Source organism: Bacillus cereus group sp. BfR-BA-01360 (assembly GCF_022663595.1).
GTDB lineage: Bacteria > Bacillota > Bacilli > Bacillales > Bacillaceae_G > Bacillus_A > Bacillus_A cytotoxicus.
The window spans coordinates 242,783-267,225 of the sequence record NZ_JAKUFV010000003.1 but is presented as its reverse complement, the minus strand read 5'-3'; the positions used below and the strand labels follow the sequence as shown (position 1 = coordinate 267,225).

The window sequence follows — 24,443 nt, the reverse complement described above, 5'->3', positions numbered from 1 at the left end:
CCCCTTATTGAACCGTTAATGTTATATTGTCAATTAATCGCGCATTCTTGAACTGAACTGCAATTGCTAAAATTATTCTGCCTTTGATGATTTCTAGTGGCGTTAAAGCTGGATATGCATATATATCTACATAATCAACTATACCGTTTGTATTTGCTTCAATGTATTCTTTTACAACTGTGGTAATGTTTCGTGGATGACGCTCCCCCTCTTCTATTTTCTGTTTTGCTATACATAAGCTGCGGTATAAATGTGGTGCTTCCTTACGTTCTTGCTCCGATAAATATACGTTGCGGGAGCTTTTCGCCAACCCGTCTGCTTCCCTAACAATCTCAACTGGTACAATTGTAACTGGGATATGAAAGTCACTGACAATCCCTTCAACAACTGCTACTTGCTGTGCATCTTTCATTCCGAAATAAGCACGAGTTGGCATTGTAATATGAAACAGTTTCATCAACACCGTCGCAACACCTGCAAAATGAACCGGTCGTCTTTTCCCACATAAAACATTTGTACGTTTTACAACCTCTATTTTTGTTGTTTGTTCTGCTGGATACATTTCGTCTACACTCGGATAAAATAAGTAGTCAACGCCCGCTTCTTTTGCCACTCTTTCATCTCGCTTTATATCCCTTGGATAACGATCGAAATCTTCATCTGGTCCAAACTGTAACGGATTCACAAATACACTTAAAATGACAATGTCATTTTCTTTTTTGGCCTGGCGCAATAAAGTTGCATGTCCTTCATGTAAATATCCCATTGTTGGAACAAACCCAATCTCTTTACCACTTGCCCGAAGTTCGCCTGCAATTTGTTGCATGTCCTTCACTGTTGTTATCACTTTCATCCCTGTTTTCCTCCATATAAAGCTACATACTCTTCTTCTTTCATCGTAAATGAATATTGATCTTCTGGAAATTGTCTTGTTTTTACTTCAGCCACATATTGCGAAATCCCACGCACAATTTCATCCTGAACAGCCGTATATTGCTTGACAAATTTCGGAACTCTATTTACTCCGTAAGAAATCAAATCATGATAGACTAGCACTTGCCCATCCACATCTTTACCAGCACCGATGCCAATTGTCGGAATAGTTAACTCATCTGATATTATCTTTGCTAACTGCATCGGTACACATTCTAATACGAGAGCTATTGCTCCAGCATCTTCACATTTCTTCGCATCTGCTATTAATTGTTTTGCACTTTCAGCATCTTTCCCTTGTACTTTATAACCACCTAATATACCGACAGACTGTGGCGTTAATCCAAGATGAGCAACAACAGGAATTCCTGCATTCGTTAAATAATGAATAGTGGAAATGACTTCTCCAGCTCCTTCTACTTTTAAAGCATGCGCTCCGCCTTCTTGCACAATGCGACGCGCATGATGCATAGTTTCTGCCAGCGATACATGATAAGACATAAATGGCATATCTGTTACAACAAACGTATCCTTCGCCCCTCGGCGGACAGCTTTTGTATGATGAATCATATCCTCTACCGTCACAGGTACTGTGGAATCATATCCAAGTACAACCATTCCGAGAGAATCTCCAACTAAAATCATATCGACTTCAGCTTCCTCTACTAACTTAGCTGAGGGGTAGTCATACGCTGTCAGCATCGTAATCGGCTCACCTTTCTGTTTCATTCTCAAAAAATCTGTTTTCGTTTTCAAATATTACTCCTCCTTTATTTAGGAGAGAGGCGATGGCCGAAATGATATAAAAAAACCTTCTGACCATAAAAGGGCAGAAGGGTAGTGTTTGTAAATCGGCATAATCCATCCCTCTGTCCCAGTCCATTATTGGATCAAGGCAGAATCCAAATTATTATTGTTCCCTGCTTGGAATAACGGTGCAGTTCATTTTGATACTGCCCATATTCGAAATAATTATAGCAAACTGAGAATAAAAATGACTACATTTTATTTCAAATCCAAACCATGGGACCTTCTTTTTAGTTCATTTCTATATCAGCAGAATGGATATGATGAATATAACCTTGATGATCTTCTAATAGTAAGACGCCATCATCGGTAATCCCTTTCGCTACACCGGTAATCGTTCGCCTCATTGTACGAGCTGTAATTTCTTTTCCAATGCTCACTGCATAACTTTCCCATAACAGCTTAACAACCGTAAATCCATTATTTAAGTATTCTTTGTACAGTTTCTCCATTTGTAAAAAGATTTGCTGCATAAGTTCTGCACGAACAATTGGTTTTCCTGACTCGATGGCTAAAGAGGTAGCAATTTGTTTAATCTCATCAACAAAATGTTCTGTTTGTTGATTTGCATTAATTCCAATCCCCATAATAACTGCATTAATTTTATCTGGATCAGCTTGCATTTCTGTTAAAATACCTACAGTTTTTTTTCCATTTATTAAAATATCATTCGGCCATTTAATCCCTACATTCACGCCCGTACATTTCTCGATTGCTTGCGCCACGCTAACAGCAGCTAGTAAAGTAAGCTGAGGCGCATGATGAACAGGAATGGATGGGCGTAAAATAATGCTCATCCAAACTCCTGTTCCTTTTGGCGAATACCATTTTCGACTTAAGCGTCCTCTCCCTGCTGTTTGTTCTTCGGCGACGACTATTGTTCCTTCCGCTGCACCTTCATATGCAAGTTTCGCTGCAACATGCTGCGTAGATTCAACCGACTCTTCAAAGTATACCGTTCTCCCTATAAAGTCTGTTTGTAGCCCTAATTGAATTTCATTTGCTGTCACTTTATCTGGCTTACTCGTAATTCGGTATCCTAAGCGGCGAATCGCCTCCAATTCATAACCTTCTGTGCGCAAATCCTCCATATGCTTCCACACAGCCGTTCTAGAACAACCGAGCTTTTCACTTATCGTTTGTCCAGATACAAATTCTCCATTTGCCTCAGAAAAAATTTGTAACAATTGTTTTCTCATAGTAGATTGCATTCTTCAATCCACCCCCTTATCGCCTCTTTTTCATTTTCCAATCGCTTCTGCAAAATTTCTTCTTCAATTTTTTGTAATACTTCCGCTACCCAAGGGCCTGGTGTTTTATCTGTCCAACTTAATAAATCATTACCACTTACGTTCATTTCTTGACGCTTCTGAATTGGTAATGAATCAAATAATCTTTGCACTTCGCTTACTGTAGACATATTGTATTCTTCTATCATCACTTGATAGACTCTCTCTGCCATGAGAGCAATTTGTACACCAGTTTGATATAAGAAAACTGCATCCCATTCTTTTGTCTTTCGAGTACGAATAGCTAACAAAACAGCCACAATTTCTTTTATTTTCTTATTTGAAAATTTCCATTGACGTAAAAATACAGATGGATGTTCCTCTCCTATACAGGATAAGAAAAACGCCCATGCTTCAATTTCTGTTTCAAAAGACTCCCAGTTATACTCCGCAGCCTTTAAAATTTTCTCTTCTGACATTTGTAAATACGGTAAATGCATAAACAATTTCGTCTCTACTAGTTTTTGAAGTCCTTTTACACAGTATGGACCCGTTAATAACTTTTCAAATTCAACAGTAATTCTTTCAATCGCTATATGTTCTAATAAATGACCGTAGCGCTTAATCGCACACTCTGTTTTCTCTTCTAAAGAAAACCCTAATGTACTCACAAAACGAATACCACGCATCATGCGCAGCGCATCTTCTTGAAAACGCTCTGCCGCATTTCCTACTGTCACAATTTCTCGTTTTTGAATGGCTTCTTGACCTCCAAATAAGTCAATGATTTCTCCATCCTCATTCATCGCAATCGCATTCATTGTAAAATCACGTCGTTTTAAATCTTCTTCCAACGAGCGAACAAATTGTACACTACTTGGCCTGCGAAAATCTTCATAATCACTCTCTGTACGGAAAGTAGTTACTTCATATGGCTCACCATCTTGCAAAACGATAACCGTTCCGTGTTCAAGACCAACAGGAACGTGCTTTGGAAATAATTTCATAACTTCTTCTGGGAGAGCAGATGTAGCAATATCAATATCTCCTATCGGTCTATCAATAATAAAGTCACGTACACTTCCTCCTACAAAGTAGGCCTCATGTCCATGTTCCTTTAACGTCTCAATAATTGCTCCAGCTCTTTTAAATCGTTTCATTGTTGTCATCCCTTAATATGTCATAATAAATTGCTTCATATTGTGAAACGATATTTTCTGAACGAAATTGCTCGTGCACCGTTTCTAATGCTTGATCCGCCATATTTCGATGGAGTTCCTTATTTTGAAGAAGTTGTATAGCTTGCTTCGCTACCTCTGACGTATCACCAACTTCACATATATATCCCGTTTCACCATGTTTAATAACCTCTGGAATGCCCCCAACTCGCGAGCCAATACATGGCACACCACAAGCCATTGCTTCTAGTAAAACAAGGCCAAAGCTTTCTTTTTCTGATAAAAGTAACATCACATCACTCATAGCAAGTAGCTCTGCTACATTATCCTGTTTTCCTAAAAACAAGACACGTTCCTCTATATGTAAGTTTTTCACTAATTGCAAAATCGTGCAAAACTCTGGTCCATCGCCAACGAGCAATAGTTTCGCATTGACTTCTTTTACAACTTTAGCAAAAGCCTGCACAACATCTTGCACACGTTTCACCTTGCGGAAATTTGAAATATGGATCAATATCTTTTCATCTTCACTTATACCATATTCTTTTTTTAGTTGAGACATATCTCGCTTAAAATAGACACGCTCATCAATAAAATTATATACAGTCTGAATTTCCTTATTTGGTTTCACAAGTTCATTCGTTTCCTTAATCAATGAGTGAGATACAGCAGTAACAACGTCGGATTGTTCGATACCAAATCGAATTAAATTGTTCAGTGAAGGGTCTGAACCAAGTACAGTAATGTCCGTTCCATGCAATGTTGTAACAATTTTAATATGATCTCCAATCATTTGTTTTGCTAAGTATGCACAAATCGCATGTGGTATTGCATAGTGCACATGTAATATATCAAGCTTTTCTCTCTGCGCAACTTCTGCCATTTTACTCGCCAATGCTAAATCGTACGGCGGATATTGAAAAACAGAATATTGGTTCACTGTTACTTCATGAAAATAAATGTTTGGATATACTTTATTTAAACGAAATGGAACACCTGATGTAATAAAATGAATTTCATGGCCTCTTTCAGCTAATTGCTTGCCCAGTTCTGTCCCAACAACTCCAGAGCCACCTACAGAAGGATAACATGTAATACCTATTTTTAATTTCATTTACATCCTCCTATTAAATCAGCATGTAATAAAATTGGCTTCTTACTCATAAATCCTTCAGCATACATAACTCCAACTTCTTTTCCAAACATTTTCTCACGAGCTACTACTGTTTCTACATATCCTTCTGTTAAAGGCGTTTTTACGCCATCATTTCCCGTTGTAAATTGACTTTCATATGCTTCTAATGCTGCTATCTTCTCAGAAAGATGTTCACTAATATCTACGCAAAAATTGGGCTTATGGAAACCATTAATCATATAATAATAAAAAGATTGCACGCGGTGCGGTGAAATTTCTGGCATATATTTGCGAATACCAGCTGAAAAGACCGCTTCTTCTACAAGTTTTGCACAATTGGCATGATCTGGATGACGATCTTCATAGTATGGTGCAAAAATTAGCGCTGGCCTATATGTACGGATTATCTTTACAATTTCACGTATATATTCGTCTTTCATATATAGACCGCGATCAGGCATCGCCAAGTTTATTCGCGTCTTCACACCCATAATGTGCGCAGCCTCTTGAGCTTCTTTTTTTCTTAGCTCAATTGTTCCATTCGAAGATAAGTCCGCTTCTGTTAAATCACAAATACCGACTTCATATCCTTGTTTCGTATATTTGGCAATCGTTCCTGCCATGCCGATTTCAACATCATCGGCATGAGCACCAAACGCTAATATATGTAATCCACTCATAATCGTTCCCCTCATTTTCTAAACTTTCGATAGTCTAAATCTCCCCGATTTAATGCATGCATTAACATTTCAGCACTTGCCATATTTGTTGCAAGTGGAATTGCATATACATCGCATAAACGAAGTAGCGCATTTACATCTGGTTCATGCGGTTGTGCTGTTAGTGGATCTCGGAAGAAAATGACCATGTCTAAAGCATTTTTTGCAATCATAGCACCAATTTCTTGATCGCCACCAAGAGGACCTGATTGATATCTTGTAACAGCAAGACCTGTTGCTTCCATAACACGAAGGCCCGTTGTTCCTGTCGCGAAAAGTTCATGTTGTTCAAAAATTGGTTTATATGCGTATGCAAACGAAACCATATCATCTTTCTTTTTGTCATGTGCAATTAAGGCAATTTTCATCCGTTATCTCTCCCTTAATCCATAATATTCTCTAAACCGTATACAAGATGATCCAAGTTCATTACTGTTTCGATAGAAAGTTTTACCCCTGACATGAAGGAAGCTCGATTGAATGAATCATGACGAACTGTTAACATTTGTCCATCCCCGCCAAATAAAACTTCCTGATGTGCAATTAAACCTGGTAAACGTACGCTATGAATATGAATACCATCCACATTTGCCCCACGTACTCCTTTCAATTGTTCTGTTTCATTTGGATGACCTTGCTGCTTTGGCTCACGATTTTGGCGAATTAAGTCTACTGTTTTTACAGCCGTTCCAGAAGGAGCATCTAATTTTTGATCATGGTGCAATTCAATTATCTCGACATCTTGGAAATATTTCGCCGCCATTTGAGAAAATTTCATCATCAATACTGCCCCAATTGCAAAGTTTGGTGCAATAATAGTTCCTACTTCTTTTTCCTTCGCTATATTTGTTAAATGCTGTAATTCTTCTTCTGTAAATCCAGTTGTACCAATAACGGAACGAAGACCATGTTCAACCGCAAGCGTTACATGCTTCTTGCCTACCTCCGGTGTTGTTAAATCTAACAGCACATCTGCTTCTATCTCATCTAAACAAGTATGTAAATCCTCATAAATCGGAACATCTAACGCGGGCATTCCTGGTAAGTCTGAAATCTTTTCCCCACCATGTTTATAGTCAACAGCTGCTACAAATTGAAAATGCGGTGTTCTTTCCATAAGAAGAACTGCTTCATGTCCCATACGGCCTCTAGGTCCTGCAATAATTACTTTAATGTCTTTCATCGTTCTTCCTCTCCTTCTTCAATGCGTGTCCAACGATCCTTGTCACGTGTATTAAATTTATTCATTACAGTGTTATGCGCTATTTCTAAATCAATATTTAAACTATTTGCCATGCAAATCATCACAAATAATATATCGCCAAGCTCTTCTTCAATTGTTTTCTCTTTTTCAGTCGTTTTCTTTGGCTTTTCACCGTAATAGTGATTGATTTCTCTTGCAAGTTCACCCATTTCTTCTGTTAAACGAGCCATCATGGCAAGCGGACTAAAATAGCCCTCTTTAAATTGACCAATATATGCATCTACTTCCTTTTGCATATCTTTCATCGTTTTTGATTGCATCTTGTTCACCTCTATTCCTTCCTCTTTCATGTTAGCCAATTCATCGCAATTTGACAAATATTATCCCCCCATATTTGCCGATTTGCTCCGTTTTTTGGGATAGACTATAATAAAGTGAATTTCTCTTTCACAATGCTATTTTTATTAAAAATTCGCCTAAACTGCGCGAACTCTTACTGGCTATTCTTTTTTGCCACCTATTAGCCGTTTAAGCGGAGCAGTGCAAATCATTACATTATTGAGGGGGGCTTTTTATATGAAGACAAACTTGAAGATTCGCAATGTTATTTTCATTCTTATCGGTTCCGCTATCTTTTCTTTCGGTATTGTTAATATTAATATTGAAAACCATCTAGCAGAAGGTGGATTTACAGGTATTACCTTACTATTATACTTCCTCTTTTCACTCGACCCTTCCTATACAAACTTAATTTTAAACATTCCTCTATTTTTCGTCGGTTGGAAGTTACTTGGTCGAACAACATTTTTATATACGTTAATTGGAACCTTTAGCGTATCTTTCTTCTTATGGATTTTTCAGCGTTATGAACTGTTCAAATTACATGTAAACTTGCAAAACGACATGACATTGGCAGCACTTTTTGCAGGTGCATTTATTGGTATTGGTCTTGGAATTATCTTTAAGTATGGCGGAACGACTGGCGGCGTTGATATTATTGCGCGGCTCGCTCATAAATATATCGGTTGGAGTATGGGAAAAACGATGTTTATGTTTGATGCAGTGGTGATTGTTGTTTCTATCCTTACATACTTATCTTATCGTGAAGGCATGTATACATTAGTTGCTGTTTTTATCGGGGCGAAAGTCATTGATTTTATGCAAGAAGGTGCTTACGCTGCAAAAGGTGCTACGATTATTTCTAATAAAAATGACCAAATCGCTGACAAAATTTTATTAGAAATGAGCCGTGGAGCAACTTTTTTAAAAGCGGTTGGATCCTATACAAAAGTGGAGCGAAATGTATTATATTGCGTCGTGGCTAAAAATGAAATTGTTAAATTAAAAAACATTATCACTTCCATTGATCCTCACGCTTTCGTTGCCGTTAGTGATGTGCATGATGTCGTCGGTGAAGGGTTTACCCTCGATGAAAATAAAAATCCGTTACATCATTAAAAGAGAGAAAAGTTTTCTCTCTTTTAATGATGTATGTACTCCTTCAACTTTTCTAAATCTTCATATATGAAATCCAATAAACTTCGATTATAAAAAATAGACGCTGGATGAAAGATAGGAAAGATATAATACTCTTTTTTTGTCCATATAAACTCTGAGCTATTTATATCTTTTAGCTTTCGTACGGATTGCTTCAGTAGTTTTCCGTGAACATCCGTAATCTTCTTATCTCGTCCCACTAAACGCTGCAGTCCAATATTTCCAAGCGTGACAATCATTCGCGGCTTGATTTGTTCCAATTCATAATCTAATAACGGAGCATGCGCAACAATTTCTCTTTGATTTGGTGTTCGATTATACTTTTTCTGAATCACTTCTCCACTTTTTTCTTTTTTCTCTTTCCATTTATAAGGTCTACTTCGAACTGCACTCGTAATATACACTTCTTCTCTCGTAATATGAAGATAATTTAAAAATTCCATCAAATACTTTCCTGCCCGGCCGCTAAACGGGATACCATTGTGAATTTCTGTCTCACCAGGCGCTTCGCCAACAAGCATGAATTTCGGGTTTTTCGGACCCTGCCCACTTAAGAAACCTTCCAATGGATAGGGGGCACTCTTTTCTTTCACATGCTGAATTAAAAAATCTGGATATTGCATCTGATCACCTGCACTTATTGTACTTGTTCGTTTCTCACTTTTATACTTTCACTCCACGTTGTTTTCCTATACTTGTACTCTCAAATTAGAGAATCGAAATTTTTTATCCCGCTATTTTAGGGCAGTAAGACTCCCGCCTCAAGATTCAGAGAAAAGCAAGAAAGATAGGTGGGAGTAGGGCTGCCCGTAACAGCCCGGAGTGGTGAGGGCTCATAATCAGTTGGGATGAAGCCCCCCCCACTGATTAAAGTTTCACTTTATCGCACGTGAATAGAAAGTAAAAAAGACTATCAAAATCGATAGCCTTTAATCATCACTGCGCTGCATGCCTGTATAAATCAATACGAGACGCAATAACTCAAATACCGCAACAGCCGCTGCTGCTACATATGTTAACGCCGCCGCATTCAATACTTTACGAGCTTGGCCGTACTCATCCGTTGATACAATCCCAAGCGCCTCAATTTGTTGCATCGCACGTTTAGATGCATCAAACTCAACTGGTAAAGTAACAAGCTGGAAAAGTACACCTGCTGCCATTAAAACGATTCCTAATAGCAATAAATTAGACATTTGAGCAAATATGCCAATTAAAACAAAAACCCATGACATATTTGACCCAAAATTCGCAACGGGAACGAGAGAATGACGAACACGCATAAAGTTATAATCTTTTGCGTCTTGAATCGCATGTCCTACTTCATGGGCTGCTACAGCTGTTCCTGCAACAGAGTGTCCATAATAGTTATCTGTCGATAGTCGAACTGTCTTTGCTGTTGGATCATAGTGATCTGACAAATGCCCTGGCGTTTCTTCGACTGCAACGTTATACAAACCGTTTTCATCTAATATTTTTCGAGCTACTTCCGCTCCTGTCATACCTGATGTAGAATATACTTGTGAATACTTACTATAAGCACTGCGTACTTTAGACTGTGCATATAACGGTATGATCATAATGATTGCGAAGTAAATTAAATAAAACATCATGAACCTCCACCTAAGTCTTAATTGTTAGTACTTTTCATTCTATTTTTTTCTTGAAACATTGTCAATAAAGAAACCTTACAATCCTTACCTTTATTCGTAATATTAGCGATTTTTAGATGTAAGGTTACTTTTACGCTTCGTCTTCTCGCCTTTATATTTTCTCCATCCAACATATGTTAATGTAAATAAAATAATCCCGCCTGTAATGGTCATAAACCAAATAAGAGATGTATCTACCCCATCTTTCTTTACTGTTTGAAATATTTTTTGCAAATCTCCTTTAATAATACTTAATTGCGTTTGACCACTTTTATGTTTCAGCATCATATTTCGAAATTCATCCAAATAGGATAAATGAGCATTCACACGCTGCGTTTGATTTTCTGGCAACGCAATCATAAGACTTGGATAAATAATATCAAATTCATACAAAAATGTATTTAATGATTGTTGGAAATCAGCCTCATCTTCTTGTTGCATGGCTTTTTCCATCTTTGCAAAGGCTCCCATCACCGGCTCTTCTCGCTCCATCCACAGCGGTTGATATTTAGACACCTCAGCATCTACTGCCAATTGAAGCGCTAACGTATCATTTATCTTAATTTGTCTATCTACATGCTTTTCCTCAAGAGATTTCTGCGCTTTCTCATATGCTAGCGAAATAATCCGAAAATGAGCAGGTGTCACTTTTTTTTGTTTTGCATATTCACTTTGTACAAATTGCTTAGAAAAATATTGTAACACTTGAATTGCTTTTTCATCCTCTTTTTGTTTGACAAGTTGCAAAGAGTCATCTAACAGCCCTGTTAACTCATTCCATTCTTCAGCATATATACGTACTGGAAACATGATAAGCAGAAATGCTATCATTCCAAACAATGCTCGCTTCATTCCTGTCCCCCCTATAACTACTAGTACAAAATATGTTGAGATGGACAAGAATAGAACAGAATGAAGCTGAAAATTATTTCTCCTAAGCTAAGCAAATTTTCTTTTTACATATCTATATAAACAATAAGATAGTAGGCTTCCACCTAAAATGAGCAATAATATCCCGCATGCTGCGTGCATAAAGAACGTCTCTGGTAACATATTAATAACCGGATCCTTTTCACTATCAAATTGCCAATAATCATTACGAAATAAAAGTTTATGAAATAGTACAAAACTCTTTTCAAAATCTATAGCAATCGGCACTATCAATATAACCGGTATAGCAATCGTTAAAATAGCACCATTTAATAAAAACTTAATTTGTCGCTTACGTAACATATACCCTCCACCTAGCAAAGCAACTATAATCGTTACACACATTCCGTATTGAATATGTATTAAAATATTTTTCACATCCACAAAATGAATTCTTCCTTCTGCGGACATATGTAATGTCGGAAACTGTAATGATCCTTCATAAAAAGGGGAAAGATATGTAATCAATACATCATAATTCTTCTTAATTTCCGACTCAGTCATATTTGCTAAATCTGGTATATTTAAAAGATGTATATCCGCATAATATAACCATTTTCCATAGACAACGAGTACCGTCGCAATCGCAAAAATAGAAAATGCAATGCAATACGAGACGATTAAATTTATGAAGCGATTTAGTAACCTGATTCCTATCTTATTTTTATTCATTTGCTTTCCCCAATCCTTTATTCATTTCATAATGAAAATTGTTTTCGCCTGCTACTGAAACAATAATAATAAGTAATTCCTAATACAGCTATACTGAGCCAAAATGTAAAATAGCCAATTTTATCTACGAACAAATGCATAATGCCATACCGTGGCATTTGCCAAAATAAATAATCAATCGCATCATTATGTAAAATCCATAGTCCTGCAACAATAAGATGCCATTTTTTCATGCGGGTATATGGCGCATATAATAGTCCTTGCATGGCCATTGCAAGATGCGACAAAACGAGCATATAACTCATCATTCCAAGCGGCTCCTTGATCGCAAACATAATACCATTCACCACCACAGCCCAAATGCCATATTTCATTAAAGTAACAATTGCTAAAGCCTCTATTAACCCCCAATTTTTCTTTTGCAAAAACGCGATCAAAACAAATACAAAAAAGAGACTTGCCATCGGACTATCTGGAACAAAAGGCCAAAATAAATACGAAGTCTCTCTCAATTGCTCTTCATACCAAATAAATCCATAAATTGTTCCCAATATATTAACAATCAGCAACAACCATAAAACAGAACGTTGTCTTAACATTGCATATAAATACGTCACTCTCTCTGTACAACACCTTTCACACAACATAAAATCTTGTTACGCACAAATAATAAAGAAAAAATCTACTCTATTATAACAAAATTTTTCTTTTCATTAACAAAGCCGACTACAAATTTGCAGTCGGCTTCCGTCTTATTTTTCATTATATTTCGCGATAAATTCCGAAAGTTTCTTCAATTCTTCATCTGTTCCTTTAAATACCCCTTTCGGCATTGCCCCTTTTCCCTCTTTTGCAATCTTAGCAATTTCTTCTGGCTTTAAAGTTAAGTTTTGCAGTGCTGGCGCTGCTGCTCCACCTTGTAAATTATCGCCGTGACATGTTAAACATGTATTCTTTTCCAATAATTTATAGCCTTCATCGTTTTTATCAACTTGTACCGTCTTAACAATTTCACCTTGTTTTTTAGCAGCTTCCCAATCATGATGTGCTACAGACTCCCAAGTTAAGTAAACAATAGATGCAATTGCTAACATCATAAATCCAGTTGCTACTGGACGCTTCAACGGGCGTCGTTCAGGGCCACGATCAAGAAATGGCGCTAACATTAATGCTCCAAAAGCGATACCTGGCATAATAAACGCTCCTATTACAGTAAATGAGCCTGAAGCGTATGAATATTTTAAGAGCTGATACAAAAATAAGAAATACCAGTCTGGCAATGGTATATATCCTGCATCTGTGGGATCTGCCATTCTCTCAAGTGGTGATGGATGGGCCACTGTTAAACACAAATAGCCGATTAAAAAAACGGCCCCAACCATCCATTCTTTTAACAAGAAGTTTGGCCAAAACGCTTCCGTTTTGCCCGGATATTCGGAATAATCTTTCGGAATATTTTGTTTTCTAACTACAGGTACCCGCGAATCTCCTACAAACTTCATCCCTTTGCCGCGATGCATAATCTCCCTCCTTCATTTCTTTTCCCCTTTAATTTTGTAATTCTTATAGTGGACCGGAAATACCTTGTTTGCGAATCATGATGAAGTGGAAGGCCATTAAGCCTAGAAGTGCTGCTGGTAAGAAGAAGACGTGAATAGCGAAGAAGCGAGTTAATGTTTGAGCACCAACAATTTCGGAATGACCAGCAAGTAAAGTTTTAATATAAGGACCAATGAGCGGTGTTTGCTCAGCAATTTGAATCCCTACTTTTGTTGCAAATAACGCTTTCATATCCCACGGTAATAAATATCCGGTAAAACCAAGACCTAGCATAACAAAGAAAATAAGAACACCAACGATCCAATTGAGTTCACGAGGCTTTTTATAAGCGCCTTGAAAGAAAACTCTAAGTGTATGTAAAAACATCATTACAATTACAAGACTAGCGCCCCAATGATGCATACCGCGAACAATTTGTCCATATGCAACTTCATTTTGTAAATAATACACTGACTCCCAAGCATTTTTTATATCTGGTACATAGTACATGGTTAAAAACATTCCTGATAAAATTTGAATAACTGTTACAAAAAACGTAAGTCCTCCGAAGCAGTAAACGAATGCTGAGAAATGATGTGCTGGATTGACATGTTCAGGCACTTCGTGATCAGCAATATCACGCCAAATCGGTGTAATATCGAGCCGCTCGTCTACCCAATCATAAATTTTATTTAACATCTATTTCGCACCCCCTCGTGGCTTAGCTTTTCCTAAATAAAGTGTTCCATTTTTTACTTTTGATTCGTACACATCTAACGGAGCAAGAGGCGGTGTACCTTTAATATTGACGCCATCTTTTGTGTACCGTCCAGCATGACACGGGCAATAAAATTGATTTGGATGTGCCTTGTCAGAATTCCAGTTTACTGTACATCCTAAATGCTTACAAACTGGGGAAAGTGCAACAATGTCTCCGCTTTCATCTTTATACACCCATGCAGATTTAGGCTCCTCAGACTTGTACCATCCATCAACTTGTTTTACCTTGAAGTCAAAACGTTTTGGCTCTGTCGTAACCTCTTTTACTTGTGCAACAGCAACCAGTTCTCCCCCATCTTCTTTTCTTAATACTGGATCAAGTGCAAAGCGTGTCATCGGCATGAAAATTCCAGCTGCCATAAACCCTCCCACACCTGTAAGTGTGTAGTTCAAAAACTGTCTTCTTGATACACGATGCTCTTTCTCACTCACGAAAAATTCCCCCCTCTATCAGAAATTGTCCCCTCGTGACAAAACCGTATAAAAATAAAAACTAGGACACTATCATGATATAATACCCACATTCGCAGGTCAATATCACACTTCTCCCAATAATAAGAAATATATATTTATTTTATATTTTTCCATTTTTCAGTTAATAATTCCATTATATTTTTAATATGAGCATGAATGACTTCTCTTTTTGCTTGATCACTAAGTTGATCGAATGATATAGCCGGCAACCAAAATAATTGTCCTTGTAATACATTAGCTTGTTTCCAAGCGAAGTCACTTGTCACATACACAATATGCTGTATCCCTTGCTCTTGTAAATGATTCGTCCATCCTTCCAATCTTTCTTTCTCTTTTTCTTGATTTTCCGCTAAGTAAGTAAAGGCCGGTAATAACAAGACTCTGCCTTTATATTCTCTTTCTAATTCCATACTCAAAACCTCAATAAATTCCCCTTGTTCTACAAGCGCCTTCATCTCTTTCGCTACTGAAATTGAGAGAAGAGGTATAATACATGTATCTACATATTCCCTTGCTTGTACAAACTGTTCTGCATCTTTTACAGCCCATCTCAACTTTCATCCCTCCTTCTCCTAAATCTCTACACAAATGACAGAACTTTCACTTTATATATATTAAACCATACTAAAACAGGTAAAAAAAGAAAAACTACCCAATATAGGTAGTTTTTCTTAGAATAGTCGGAAAGTTATCAAAAATAAAATTTTAATCACCAGAAGTTTTCTTCATCCCTACGCCTATTTCTTACCCTCTTTTTTATCGCTTACGTCTTAAGGCGGAGTCTCGCTTCCCATAAAATACGGAATAAGCAGCACAAACAGTTATAAAGTTTTCAATTCAGCTGTTAGTCTCTGAAAAGCTTCTTGATCATGATTGTCTAACGCCTCGTCAATTTGCTTTAAAAGACGATTTCTTCGGAATGAAAAAACACTTTCTTCTAAAAAGCGTTCTGCAAGTAAACGATCCTTCTCGTTTACTTCAATATGCTTTGGTAAATATGGATTTTCCTCCAATACCGCCACATAATTTGGGTTTTGAAACGACGATTTAAAATTAAGTTGAATATAAATATCTTCATCCCGATTGAGACGAATGTCATGAAAAGATTTTTCCGCATCCGTTGTCATTACATTTTGTTTAAAAAAATGAAACGGAGTTTCTTTCACGCAATTAGCTGACATGATCAAGCCACGCGGACAATATTTTGCATGTTCTACAAAGTGAACTTTATGCATTAATTGATCATGACTCATTAAATAATTTAAAATCCATACACATTCACGCTGTTTCAGTTGGTAATTATTTAAAAACCATTTCACAAAATCCTTCTTCTCGTTTACAGAAACAGGGGTATTCATAGCGCCTAAGTCCCTCCTCTGTCTTTCTTTTTTTTATTTAGATTCAAGAAGTAGCATTCAGTTTCCTTCCAACTTATGAAAAATCCTCTAAATTATATAACAATTCCTCAATATGAATTTGTGTCGGATCTAGTTGTATTAAGCGTGTAAATACTTCTTTCGCCTCTTTTCGCATCCCTTCTTCTAATAAGAAGTAACCGTACTCTTCCAAGAAATCGGGATGATTCTTAAAAGAAGTATATGCACTTTCATAGTGTTTTAATGCATCCGAATACATTTCTAATTGTTTTTTAGCAAATGCAAGATCCCAAAGTAATTGCGCATCCTGCTCTCCACTTTCTCTTGCATTTTCTACAACACGAATTAATTCTTCGTATTTTTCTTGCCCTTTTAAGATATAGACATATTTTAATATTGCTCCTAAATGTCCTGGATCTAATCGCAGAGCCTTTTGAAGAACTTCCTCTGCTTCCGCCATCTTTCCTAGCTTCGCTGCAATATTTGCCAATTCTACATAAAGCGGCACAGATAACTCATCGACTTTAATACCATCGTGAAGTGTTTCATAGCTTTCTTGAAGCATCCCTTCTTTTTCGTAGCATTTCGCCAAATACATATATAATGATGCATATTCTGGATCTAATTCCTTCAATTCTTGCCAAACACTAATCGCTCGTTGATATTCTTCTCCTTGATAAAGAGTAAATGCATATCCGAATAAAGAATGAATATCTTTCTGTTCTTCTAATCCTTCTTCATAATAAGGGATTGCTTCTTCCCAATTTCCAACCGCACTTAACGTTTCTGCAAGGCGAAGAGCGATAATAACGCCTCCCATTACTTTATGTTCGGCAAGTAATGATTGATAATACTGAATCGCCTTTTTCTCTTCTCCTTTACTGCTATACAATTCAGCAAGACCAAATATAATGACAGGCTCTTCTGGCATGATTTCTTTCGCCTTTAATAGTTTTTGTTCGGCAACATCATCAAATCCTTGCATTTGGAATAAATCCGCAACAAGTAATAAAGATTGTACATAAAAATCGTCATCTTCAGGAATATCATGAAGTACCTCAATTGCTTCATCTTCTTTATCTAAATCAATATATAGCTCTGCTAAAAATATTGTAAATTCACTTTCTTCAGGATATAGAAGGTGTAAATCCTCTGCAATCGCGAGCGCTTCATCTACAAACCCAAGTGTATGATAATAGCGAGCAATATCGTATTTCTCCTCGTCCGTCCCTTGCTTCACCTGTTCTTTTAATTGCTGTAAACCTTTTTCTACCTCTCCATTTTCAATATAGGAAACAGCTTGTTCAAACTTTTGCATATATATCTCCTTTAACCTAAAAATATTCTCATCTATTCACTTAATCATAAACAACAGTTGACTACTAAGCAACTAAAAGAAATGGAAAAGAATTTTCTCAAAGAAAGTGCCTTCCTTTTCTTTACAAAGATGCCAACTGATCAAAAAAGTTTGGATAAGATACAGAAACCGCATCACTTCTTTGTATTTCAACCTCGCCATCAGCGATACAAGAAGCAATCGCAAGCATCATCCCAATGCGATGATCCCCATGACTATCAACAATCCCTCCTTGTAGCTTCTGATTTCCATATATAATCATACCATCTGATGTCGCTTCAATTTTTACGCCTAGCTTTTTTAGTTCTTGTACAACTGTATCAATACGATTTGTTTCTTTTACTTTTAATTCTTCAGCATCTTTAATAACGGTTGTGCCAGTTGCCTGTGTCGCTAGTAAAGCAATAATAGGAATTTCATCAATTAATCTTGGAATTAACGAGCCTCCAATTTCGATTCCTTGTAATTTTGAAGTTTCAATTGTAATATCTCCACATGGCTCAAATTCTTCATTTCGTACATGATCAACCGAAAGAATTGCCCCCATTTTTTGTAAAACGTCTATAATCCCTGTTCTCGTTGGATTTAAGCCAACATTTTTTAAGACGATTTTACTATTCGGAACAATCGCACCTGCAACTAAGAAAAAGGCTGCTGAAGAAATATCACCAGGCACTTCAATCTCCGTCCCTATGAGGGATTGTCCTCCTCGCAGTGAAACTGTTTGGCCCGTTACTTCCACTGTACAACCAAATGCACGGAGCATACGCTCAGTATGATCGCGTGATTGTAGTGGTTCCGTTACTGTTGTAACGCCCTCTCCTTTTAATCCAGCAAGTAAAATTGCTGATTTTACTTGTGCACTTGCAACAGGAGAATCATAATGTATCCCTTTTATATTCCCGCCTCGAATCGATAATGGCGTATATTGTCCATCTTCTCGACCATCTATTTGTGCATTCATTTCACGAAGAGGATCTGTAACACGTTTCATAGGACGTTTTCCAATAGAATCGTCGCCTATGATTGTACAATGGAAAGGTACATTTGCTAAAATACCGAGCATAAGGCGAATGGTCGTTCCCGAATTTCCCACATCTAATACCTCTCTGGGCTCTTGCAATCCAGCTAATCCTTTTCCATATATCGTGACATCATTTCCACTTTGATCAATTTTCACACCGAGTTTTCGAAAACATGCAATGGTACTTAAACAATCTTCTCCTAATAAAAAATTTGAAACTTTTGTTGTACCTTCCGCTATCGCTCCAAACATGACAGCGCGATGTGAAATCGATTTATCTCCAGGTATCGTAATCGTTCCATTTAACCCTTTTTCTCGCCTTATATTTGCCATCCTTTGCCCTCCTATATGTGTACTTACTTATATATGTATTATCTATCTTTATTGTACAGCTTTCTTTCTCTGCCGTGCAAACACATAAAACGAAACTTTTCACAACATCGTTTCATACATTACATATCAGGCTACAAGTATCGATATTCGCTTGCACCAATTCAATTGTTTCTTCCTAAATCACGTAGCGAGAGTCTTATTCCCCTAAAATAGCGGAATAAAATAAGCGGCTCCCCTTATAGGAGGCCGCTATAATCAATTAAGAGTATGTTTCTTCTTTCTTTACATGTTCTTTTACGAGATTCGCAAGCAACGCAATAATCTCAGCGTTCTCTTCTTTTAAACCAACTGTAATACGAATACCATCCAATAAACCAAACGGTGCACCTGATCGAACAATATATCCTTTTTTCATTAATTTCTCAAACACTTCGTTACCCGGAAGACCAATCTTTAGGAAAATGAAATTCGTTTGAGATGGATAATAAAACACATCATATTCTTTACAAAATTGATAATATTGTTCTAAACCTTCCGCATTCTTTTTCACACATTCTTGTAGAAATGATTGATCGTCTATTGCCACTGATGCCACGACTTGCGCAACAGTCGATGTATTAAATGGCAATCTTGCTACTTCCAACTTCTTTATTAACTCCGCGTATCCTACAGCATATCCAATCCGAAAAGCAGCTAATCCGTAAGCTTTCGAAAATGTACGTAACACCATAAGGTTTTCATATTTTTCAAGAAGTGGTAATGTTTGCGGGTAATCTTCAGCACCTGCATATTCATAGTATGCTTCATCCATAATAACGAGCGATGACTTTGGAACATTCTCTAAAAATGAAAGTAATTTCTGCTTTTCTACATATGTACCAGTCGGATTATTCGGATTACAGACCCAGACAATGCGCGTATTGTAATCTACTTGTTCAAGCATAGCATCTAAGTCATGAATCCCATCTTTTAACGGTACTTCACGAACTTCAGCCCCTTCGATGATAGCATGATGACGATATTGAGAAAAAGTTGGCCTCGCCATCACAACATTTGTGCCTTTATGTAATAAAGCACGACTAATCATCTGAATAACCTCATCCAATCCGCTACCAAATAGAAGTTGCTCTGGTTGCACTTTCAGATGATTTGCTACCTTTTGACGAAGTTCAAATGCAGCGCCATCTGGATATAGTGCATATTGCTCATTTAATAAAGCAAGTGCTTCTTTTACACGTTTCGAACAACCAAATGGATTTTCATTCGATGCTAGCTTAACAATTTTCGATAGTCCATACTCCCTCTTTACTTCTTCAATGTTTTTGCCAGGTACATACGCATTTAAACTGAACAACTGCTCTTTCACTTTCATTTTTCTTCCCCCAGTCATTTTGTTTAATCAGCGGCAATATAAGAAGCCGTTTCTTATACTACATACTCTTTTCCAACCGTCACCATCATTCAAAATTCATTTCTTCACCTAGTACCATATCTTTTTGAAATGCTTCTAATGAAGTGTGAACGGTCTTATCTGAAATAGATACGACATGTACGCCCCCATATTCCTGCATAAGTACCATACGAATTGTTCCAGCATTTGCTTTTTTATCTTGTTTCATAACATTTACAAGACGATCCACCTTCAAATGCCTTGGTATGCTCGGGTAACCATACTGCAAAAACCACTGTTTTAATTCTTTATACCTGAGGTCAATCTTATACATTTGTTCACTTAAAAATATGGCAAATAACATGCCGATTGCAACACCGTCACCATGCGTGATATTGCCATATCCCGATTCTTTTTCTAAGGCATGTCCTAACGTATGCCCAAAGTTCAAATGTGCACGCACCCCTTTTTCTGTCTCATCTTGCGCTACAATCTTCGCTTTAACAGGGATTGCACGTTTTAATACATAAACTAATTTATCATCTCGTAAATCCGCTAATGTTGTCACATTGTTTTTTAACCAATGATATAATTCTACATCTCCGATTAAAGCGTGTTTGATTACTTCAGCAAAGCCAGAGCGCCATTCTTTTTCAGGTAATGAATCTAGAAATGGCGTATGGTATAACACCGCTTCCGGCTGATGAAACGCCCCGATCATGTTTTTCCCTAAAGGATGGTTAATAGCCACCTTCCCGCCCACTGCACTATCATGTGCCAACAGTGTTGTCGGTACTTGAACAAAGCGAATCCCCCGCATAAATGTAGCTGCTACAAATCCTGCTAAATCGCCAATCATTCCGCCACCTAGTGCAATTATTAATGAATTACGATCGAGCTTGTTCTCAAGTGCCGCTGTATGGACTGCATAGAAATTTTCAAATGACTTTTCTTTTTCTCCACTTGCAATAACAAATGAAAACACATCTTGCTTTATTTGCAAAGCCTCTTTTACTTTTTGTAAATGCAAGGTTGCAACAGATTCATCAGAAATGATCATAACATTTGAAACAGCTGGTTTCATACGTTGAACAACCTCTGTTAAAGAGGATAGGACATGTTTGCCAACATATACATCATATTTTTTGGATGTTGTTTGAATGTGTATACTTTCCATTAAAATTCCCTCGCGTATTCATTATGTCGCTCAATATTTTCACGAATACAATCCATTCGATCTGCTCCAAATTGCTCCACTAAAGCTGTAGCTAGCTCCCATGCAACAACTGCTTCCGCTACAACACTTGCCGCTGGTACAGCACAACTATCAGAGCGCTCAATGCTTGCTGAGAAAGACTCTTTCGTTTCAATATCAACACTTTGGAGGGGTTTATATAATGTTGGAATAGGTTTCATAACCCCGCGAACAACAACTGGCATGCCCGTTGTCATACCACCTTCTAGACCGCCAGCATGATTCGTTCTTCTCGTGTACCCTTCTTCTTCGTTCCAAAGAATCTCATCATGAACTTGACTTCCTGGACGATGAGCTGCTTCAAATCCAATACCAATTTCCACACCTTTAAAGGCATTAATGCTCATAACTGCTGCTGCTAATTTCGCATCAAGCTTTCTATCATAATGCACATAGCTGCCAACTCCAATTGGCATGCCTTCAACAATAACTTCTACAATACCACCAATAGAATCGCCACTTGCTTTCGCATCATCTATCGCTTGCATCATCTTTTTCCCAGCTTCTTCATCTAAACAACGAACAGGAGATGCTTCGGTAATTTCTTGCAGTTGTTCAATCGTTTCGTAAGTCGTTTGTTCAGCGCGCACACCACCAATTTCGATGACATGTCCTGCCACTTTAATGCCAAGCTCTGCTAACACTTTCTTTGCCACAGCGCCTGCCGCTACTCGCACTGTTGTTTCACGTGCGGAAGAACGCTCAAGTACGTTTCTCATATCTCGATGACCATATTTAATGGCACCATTTAAATCGGCATGCCCTGGTCTTGGTCTTGTAATTTGTCGTTTCATTTCCTTTTTTTCTTGCTCAGTTAAAGGGGCTGCTCCCATAATTTTCGTCCAATGGGCAAAATCCTTATTTTCTACAATAAGTGCAATGGGTGCTCCAATTGTTTGACCATGTCTGACACCACTTACAATTTGAACTTGATCCTTTTCAATTTGCATGCGTCTTCCTCGGCCGTACCCTTTTTGTCGTCTCGCTAACTCGGCATTTATATCATCCGCGACTAGAGGTAAACCTGCCGGAATCCCTTCCAAAATCGTTGTCAGTTGCGGACCATGTGACTCACCAGCTGTTATATATCTCATCGGTTATTCCTCTTTTCTTATATGTATTTCATGTTCTAGCAATGTTCCACGCGCCATGCTAAAAAACGGAAATCGCATGGTAGAACACGCTATTTGTTTAAATATAATTTTCGATTCCGTTAATTGTCAAAAGGAAAGCTCTTTATGAATCGAACGTTTACTTTATGTATCAATATATCACACTAAACTTAGCTTCGTAACTATTAGAAACGAAAAAAGTGCAAGAAGGAAATCATCATCCTCTTGCACTTTTCACTATTATCACAGTGATTAAAGCGTTTACAAATTATTTTAAAATAATTAATAAATCCATTGATTCATTAGTTTTGAATAATCTACTAACTCTTCTTCTTTGAAGAAAATACCAATCTCACGTTCAGCACTTTCTAAAGAATCAGAACCGTGGATTACATTTTTCTCAACTGTTAAACCGAAATCGCCACGAATTGTACCTGGTGCCGCTTCATGTGGTCTTGTTTTCCCCATCATGTTACGAGCAGTATTTACTACACCTTCTCCTTGCCATACCATTGCAAACACCGGTCCAGATGTAATAAAATCTAGTAATTCACCAAAGAAAGGCTTTTCCACATGCTCAGCATAATGTTGCTTTGCAATTTCTGGAGTAACTTGCATTAATTTCGCACCAACCAATTGAAAGCCCTTTTTCTCAAAACGAGCTACAATTTCCCCAATGAAGGCACGTTGTACGCCGTCTGGTTTTACCATTAGAAATGTTTTTTCCATAAAAAAATCTCTCCACTTCTGAATTATGTATGTAATTGTATATCCCCACACACATATTAACACCCTTATCGTAATTGTGCAATAGTTTTGAAATAGAGAGATTTTTTTGTTTTTTAGAAAAAATATTAAAATTTTCTTTTTCCAATATACTTTGCTACATTTTGCAAAGCATATTTCGCCTGTCCTCTAGGCAATGGTTTAATCACTTCTAAAGCTTTATGTAAATAACGTTCACTAAATGCAAATGCTCGATCAATTGCCGGACTCATTTTAATAGCATGGATTATTTCCTTCATTTCGCTTGCTGTTGTATTTTCATGAACAGATACAATTTTCTCTCGAAGCTTCGAATCTTCCATCGCATACAAAGCTGGAAGTGTAACATTCCCCTGCAATAAATCTCCACCAGCAGGTTTGCCAAGTTTCTCTTCTGTCGAAACAAAATCTAAAATATCATCGATAATTTGATACGACATGCCGACAAAATACCCATACCAAAACAAGCGATTTACCGTATCGCGACTTGCCCCAGAAGCAATTGCACCTAACTGACAACTCGCGGCAATGAGTAGCGCCGTTTTTCTCTTAATTCTACGCAAATATGTTCGTAAGTTTTGATCATAATTATACTTGTCTTTAATTTGTTCAATCTCACCTTTACATACTTCTAAAATTGTATAAGACAAGGCTTGATGAGCTTCTGGAACCTCTAGATTCGTAATGCATTCAAGAGATTTTGCAAATAAATAATCTCCCGTATACATCGCAATACGATCTCCCCAGTTTGCATTCACTGTTGCACTGCCACGTCGCAATAGAGCAGCGTCAATCACATCATCATGAACAAGGGATGCCATATGAATAAGTTCTAATGCAACCGCTACATGCTTAATCGCATCTAATTTATATTCCCCAAATTTCCCTGCAAGAAGTACAAATACAGGACGAATTCGTTTCCCACCAGCTTCAATCAGTTGCAATGCTGCTTCTTCCACTAACGGTTGCTCAGAAGCAACCGTCTTTTTTAATTCTTTTTCTATCACATTAATATCTGATCGTAAAAAAGAGTACATAAGTTGTAACTTCATATTGTTCACCTTAACCTAAAACATCTTTTT

At 37.4% G+C, this 24,443-nt stretch carries 27 protein-coding genes; 1 reads left to right on the top strand and 26 read right to left on the bottom strand.

The window, feature by feature from the left end:
• Window positions 1-4: 4 nt before the first annotated feature.
• From panC to MR056_RS04955, 9 genes are all read right to left on the bottom strand, one after another.
• Complete coding sequence (gene panC, locus MR056_RS04995) at window positions 5-853, bottom strand: pantoate--beta-alanine ligase (RefSeq protein WP_012093752.1); 849 nt, start codon at window positions 851-853, stop codon at window positions 5-7.
• Window positions 850-1,689: a 3-methyl-2-oxobutanoate hydroxymethyltransferase gene (gene panB, locus MR056_RS04990; protein WP_012093751.1), complete on the bottom strand. Its 840-nt coding sequence runs from the start codon at window positions 1,687-1,689 to the stop codon at window positions 850-852. Before panB ends, panC begins: the two co-directional genes overlap by 4 nt.
• A 281-nt stretch (window positions 1,690-1,970) precedes the next feature.
• Entirely contained in the window at window positions 1,971-2,951 is a 981-nt protein-coding gene (locus MR056_RS04985; RefSeq protein ID WP_048722591.1) for a biotin--[acetyl-CoA-carboxylase] ligase, read from the bottom strand.
• Window positions 2,936-4,129, bottom strand: coding sequence for a CCA tRNA nucleotidyltransferase (locus tag MR056_RS04980; RefSeq protein WP_012093749.1), 1,194 nt, complete (start codon window positions 4,127-4,129; stop codon window positions 2,936-2,938). Before MR056_RS04980 ends, MR056_RS04985 begins: the two co-directional genes overlap by 16 nt.
• Window positions 4,116-5,261: an N-acetyl-alpha-D-glucosaminyl L-malate synthase BshA gene (gene bshA, locus MR056_RS04975; protein WP_012093748.1), complete on the bottom strand. Its 1,146-nt coding sequence runs from the start codon at window positions 5,259-5,261 to the stop codon at window positions 4,116-4,118. The genes MR056_RS04980 and bshA overlap by 14 nt, the downstream gene beginning before the upstream one ends.
• A complete protein-coding gene (bshB1, locus tag MR056_RS04970; protein ID WP_012093747.1) occupies window positions 5,258-5,962 on the bottom strand; it encodes a bacillithiol biosynthesis deacetylase BshB1 in 705 nt (234 codons plus the stop codon). Before bshB1 ends, bshA begins: the two co-directional genes overlap by 4 nt.
• 11 nt (window positions 5,963-5,973) lie before the next feature.
• Window positions 5,974-6,369, bottom strand: coding sequence for a methylglyoxal synthase (gene mgsA, locus MR056_RS04965; protein WP_012093746.1), 396 nt, complete (start codon window positions 6,367-6,369; stop codon window positions 5,974-5,976).
• Window positions 6,370-6,383: 14 nt separating this feature from the next.
• On the bottom strand, window positions 6,384-7,184 hold the full coding sequence (dapB, locus tag MR056_RS04960) for a 4-hydroxy-tetrahydrodipicolinate reductase (protein WP_048722586.1): 801 nt from the start codon (window positions 7,182-7,184) through the stop codon (window positions 6,384-6,386).
• The gene (locus MR056_RS04955; RefSeq protein ID WP_012093744.1) at window positions 7,181-7,525 is read right to left on the bottom strand and encodes a nucleotide pyrophosphohydrolase; all 345 of its coding nucleotides are present in this window, start codon (window positions 7,523-7,525) and stop codon (window positions 7,181-7,183) included. Before MR056_RS04955 ends, dapB begins: the two co-directional genes overlap by 4 nt.
• Window positions 7,526-7,781: 256 nt before the next feature.
• Here MR056_RS04955 and MR056_RS04950 point away from each other — a divergent pair, with 256 nt between their 5' ends.
• Window positions 7,782-8,663, top strand: a complete 882-nt coding sequence (locus MR056_RS04950) for a YitT family protein (protein ID WP_011984326.1) — start codon at window positions 7,782-7,784, stop codon at window positions 8,661-8,663.
• A 23-nt stretch (window positions 8,664-8,686) separates the two neighbouring features.
• Here the strand turns inward: MR056_RS04950 and MR056_RS04945 are convergent, their stop codons facing one another.
• The 17 genes from MR056_RS04945 to hepT form a co-directional block, all read right to left on the bottom strand.
• On the bottom strand, window positions 8,687-9,325 hold the full coding sequence (locus tag MR056_RS04945) for a uracil-DNA glycosylase (protein WP_011984325.1): 639 nt from the start codon (window positions 9,323-9,325) through the stop codon (window positions 8,687-8,689).
• 306 nt (window positions 9,326-9,631) lie between these two features.
• Complete coding sequence (locus MR056_RS04940) at window positions 9,632-10,312, bottom strand: zinc metallopeptidase (RefSeq protein ID WP_041810303.1); 681 nt, start codon at window positions 10,310-10,312, stop codon at window positions 9,632-9,634.
• Window positions 10,313-10,417: 105 nt separating this feature from the next.
• Window positions 10,418-11,206 carry a sporulation protein YpjB gene (gene ypjB, locus MR056_RS04935; protein ID WP_011984323.1) on the bottom strand — a complete coding sequence of 263 codons (789 nt, stop codon included), beginning with the start codon at window positions 11,204-11,206 and terminating at the stop codon, window positions 10,418-10,420.
• 87 nt (window positions 11,207-11,293) lie between these two features.
• Window positions 11,294-11,956, bottom strand: coding sequence for a lipoprotein intramolecular transacylase Lit (gene lit, locus MR056_RS04930; RefSeq protein WP_011984322.1), 663 nt, complete (start codon window positions 11,954-11,956; stop codon window positions 11,294-11,296).
• A gap of 26 nt (window positions 11,957-11,982) precedes the next feature.
• Window positions 11,983-12,573 carry a lipoprotein heptaprenylglyceryl N-acetyltransferase LhaT gene (lhaT, locus tag MR056_RS04925; RefSeq protein WP_041809587.1) on the bottom strand — a complete coding sequence of 197 codons (591 nt, stop codon included), beginning with the start codon at window positions 12,571-12,573 and terminating at the stop codon, window positions 11,983-11,985.
• 135 nt (window positions 12,574-12,708) lie between these two features.
• Window positions 12,709-13,476, bottom strand: a complete 768-nt coding sequence (locus MR056_RS04920; protein ID WP_011984320.1) for a menaquinol-cytochrome c reductase cytochrome b/c subunit — start codon at window positions 13,474-13,476, stop codon at window positions 12,709-12,711.
• 43 nt (window positions 13,477-13,519) lie between these two features.
• Window positions 13,520-14,194, bottom strand: coding sequence for a menaquinol-cytochrome c reductase cytochrome b subunit (gene qcrB, locus MR056_RS04915; protein ID WP_000932700.1), 675 nt, complete (start codon window positions 14,192-14,194; stop codon window positions 13,520-13,522).
• Window positions 14,195-14,707, bottom strand: coding sequence for a QcrA and Rieske domain-containing protein (locus MR056_RS04910; protein ID WP_011984319.1), 513 nt, complete (start codon window positions 14,705-14,707; stop codon window positions 14,195-14,197).
• 137 nt (window positions 14,708-14,844) lie between these two features.
• Window positions 14,845-15,303 carry a YpiF family protein gene (locus MR056_RS04905; protein WP_011984318.1) on the bottom strand — a complete coding sequence of 153 codons (459 nt, stop codon included), beginning with the start codon at window positions 15,301-15,303 and terminating at the stop codon, window positions 14,845-14,847.
• Window positions 15,304-15,570: 267 nt separating this feature from the next.
• On the bottom strand, window positions 15,571-16,107 hold the full coding sequence (locus MR056_RS04900; protein ID WP_011984317.1) for a ReoY family proteolytic degradation factor: 537 nt from the start codon (window positions 16,105-16,107) through the stop codon (window positions 15,571-15,573).
• Between the two features lie 73 nt (window positions 16,108-16,180).
• Window positions 16,181-17,443, bottom strand: a complete 1,263-nt coding sequence (locus MR056_RS04895; protein ID WP_048722573.1) for a tetratricopeptide repeat protein — start codon at window positions 17,441-17,443, stop codon at window positions 16,181-16,183.
• Window positions 17,444-17,564: 121 nt separating this feature from the next.
• Window positions 17,565-18,839, bottom strand: coding sequence for a 3-phosphoshikimate 1-carboxyvinyltransferase (gene aroA, locus MR056_RS04890; protein ID WP_048722570.1), 1,275 nt, complete (start codon window positions 18,837-18,839; stop codon window positions 17,565-17,567).
• Between the two features lie 259 nt (window positions 18,840-19,098).
• Window positions 19,099-20,211 (bottom strand): histidinol-phosphate transaminase, encoded by a 1,113-nt coding sequence (gene hisC / locus MR056_RS04885; RefSeq protein WP_048722567.1) that lies wholly within the window; start codon window positions 20,209-20,211, stop codon window positions 19,099-19,101.
• 85 nt (window positions 20,212-20,296) lie between these two features.
• Window positions 20,297-21,406, bottom strand: coding sequence for a 3-dehydroquinate synthase (aroB, locus tag MR056_RS04880; RefSeq protein ID WP_048722564.1), 1,110 nt, complete (start codon window positions 21,404-21,406; stop codon window positions 20,297-20,299).
• Window positions 21,406-22,578 (bottom strand): chorismate synthase, encoded by a 1,173-nt coding sequence (gene aroC, locus MR056_RS04875; protein WP_048722561.1) that lies wholly within the window; start codon window positions 22,576-22,578, stop codon window positions 21,406-21,408. Before aroC ends, aroB begins: the two co-directional genes overlap by 1 nt.
• Window positions 22,579-22,878: 300 nt before the next feature.
• On the bottom strand, window positions 22,879-23,325 hold the full coding sequence (gene ndk / locus MR056_RS04870; protein WP_048722558.1) for a nucleoside-diphosphate kinase: 447 nt from the start codon (window positions 23,323-23,325) through the stop codon (window positions 22,879-22,881).
• Between the two features lie 125 nt (window positions 23,326-23,450).
• Window positions 23,451-24,413, bottom strand: coding sequence for a heptaprenyl diphosphate synthase component II (gene hepT / locus MR056_RS04865; protein WP_011984310.1), 963 nt, complete (start codon window positions 24,411-24,413; stop codon window positions 23,451-23,453).
• Between the last annotated feature and the right edge of the window lie 30 nt (window positions 24,414-24,443).

What these genes read in the sequence shown, in the direction of transcription:
- ypjB (WP_011984323.1), bottom strand. Translation starts at nt 11,206, where the DNA reads ATGAAGCGAGCATTGTTTGGAATGATAGCATTTCTGCTTATCATGTTT.
- MR056_RS04895 (WP_048722573.1), bottom strand. Translation starts at nt 17,443, where the DNA reads ATGCAAAAGTTTGAACAAGCTGTTTCCTATATTGAAAATGGAGAGGTA.
- qcrB (WP_000932700.1), bottom strand. Translation starts at nt 14,194, where the DNA reads ATGTTAAATAAAATTTATGATTGGGTAGACGAGCGGCTCGATATTACA.
- bshA (WP_012093748.1), bottom strand. Translation starts at nt 5,261, where the DNA reads ATGAAATTAAAAATAGGTATTACATGTTATCCTTCTGTAGGTGGCTCT.
- aroB (WP_048722564.1), bottom strand. Translation starts at nt 21,406, where the DNA reads ATGGAAAGTATACACATTCAAACAACATCCAAAAAATATGATGTATAT.
- lit (WP_011984322.1), bottom strand. Translation starts at nt 11,956, where the DNA reads ATGAATAAAAATAAGATAGGAATCAGGTTACTAAATCGCTTCATAAAT.
- dapB (WP_048722586.1), bottom strand. Translation starts at nt 7,184, where the DNA reads ATGAAAGACATTAAAGTAATTATTGCAGGACCTAGAGGCCGTATGGGA.
- ndk (WP_048722558.1), bottom strand. Translation starts at nt 23,325, where the DNA reads ATGGAAAAAACATTTCTAATGGTAAAACCAGACGGCGTACAACGTGCC.
- aroC (WP_048722561.1), bottom strand. Translation starts at nt 22,578, where the DNA reads ATGAGATATATAACAGCTGGTGAGTCACATGGTCCGCAACTGACAACG.
- MR056_RS04950 (WP_011984326.1), top strand. Translation starts at nt 7,782, where the DNA reads ATGAAGACAAACTTGAAGATTCGCAATGTTATTTTCATTCTTATCGGT.
- MR056_RS04980 (WP_012093749.1), bottom strand. Translation starts at nt 4,129, where the DNA reads ATGAAACGATTTAAAAGAGCTGGAGCAATTATTGAGACGTTAAAGGAA.
- MR056_RS04940 (WP_041810303.1), bottom strand. Translation starts at nt 10,312, where the DNA reads ATGTTTTATTTAATTTACTTCGCAATCATTATGATCATACCGTTATAT.
- MR056_RS04955 (WP_012093744.1), bottom strand. Translation starts at nt 7,525, where the DNA reads ATGCAATCAAAAACGATGAAAGATATGCAAAAGGAAGTAGATGCATAT.
- aroA (WP_048722570.1), bottom strand. Translation starts at nt 18,839, where the DNA reads ATGGCAAATATAAGGCGAGAAAAAGGGTTAAATGGAACGATTACGATA.
- MR056_RS04985 (WP_048722591.1), bottom strand. Translation starts at nt 2,951, where the DNA reads ATGCAATCTACTATGAGAAAACAATTGTTACAAATTTTTTCTGAGGCA.
- MR056_RS04945 (WP_011984325.1), bottom strand. Translation starts at nt 9,325, where the DNA reads ATGCAATATCCAGATTTTTTAATTCAGCATGTGAAAGAAAAGAGTGCC.
- MR056_RS04900 (WP_011984317.1), bottom strand. Translation starts at nt 16,107, where the DNA reads ATGAATACCCCTGTTTCTGTAAACGAGAAGAAGGATTTTGTGAAATGG.
- mgsA (WP_012093746.1), bottom strand. Translation starts at nt 6,369, where the DNA reads ATGAAAATTGCCTTAATTGCACATGACAAAAAGAAAGATGATATGGTT.
- bshB1 (WP_012093747.1), bottom strand. Translation starts at nt 5,962, where the DNA reads ATGAGTGGATTACATATATTAGCGTTTGGTGCTCATGCCGATGATGTT.
- hisC (WP_048722567.1), bottom strand. Translation starts at nt 20,211, where the DNA reads ATGAAAGTGAAAGAGCAGTTGTTCAGTTTAAATGCGTATGTACCTGGC.
- panC (WP_012093752.1), bottom strand. Translation starts at nt 853, where the DNA reads ATGAAAGTGATAACAACAGTGAAGGACATGCAACAAATTGCAGGCGAA.
- hepT (WP_011984310.1), bottom strand. Translation starts at nt 24,413, where the DNA reads ATGAAGTTACAACTTATGTACTCTTTTTTACGATCAGATATTAATGTG.
- MR056_RS04920 (WP_011984320.1), bottom strand. Translation starts at nt 13,476, where the DNA reads ATGCATCGCGGCAAAGGGATGAAGTTTGTAGGAGATTCGCGGGTACCT.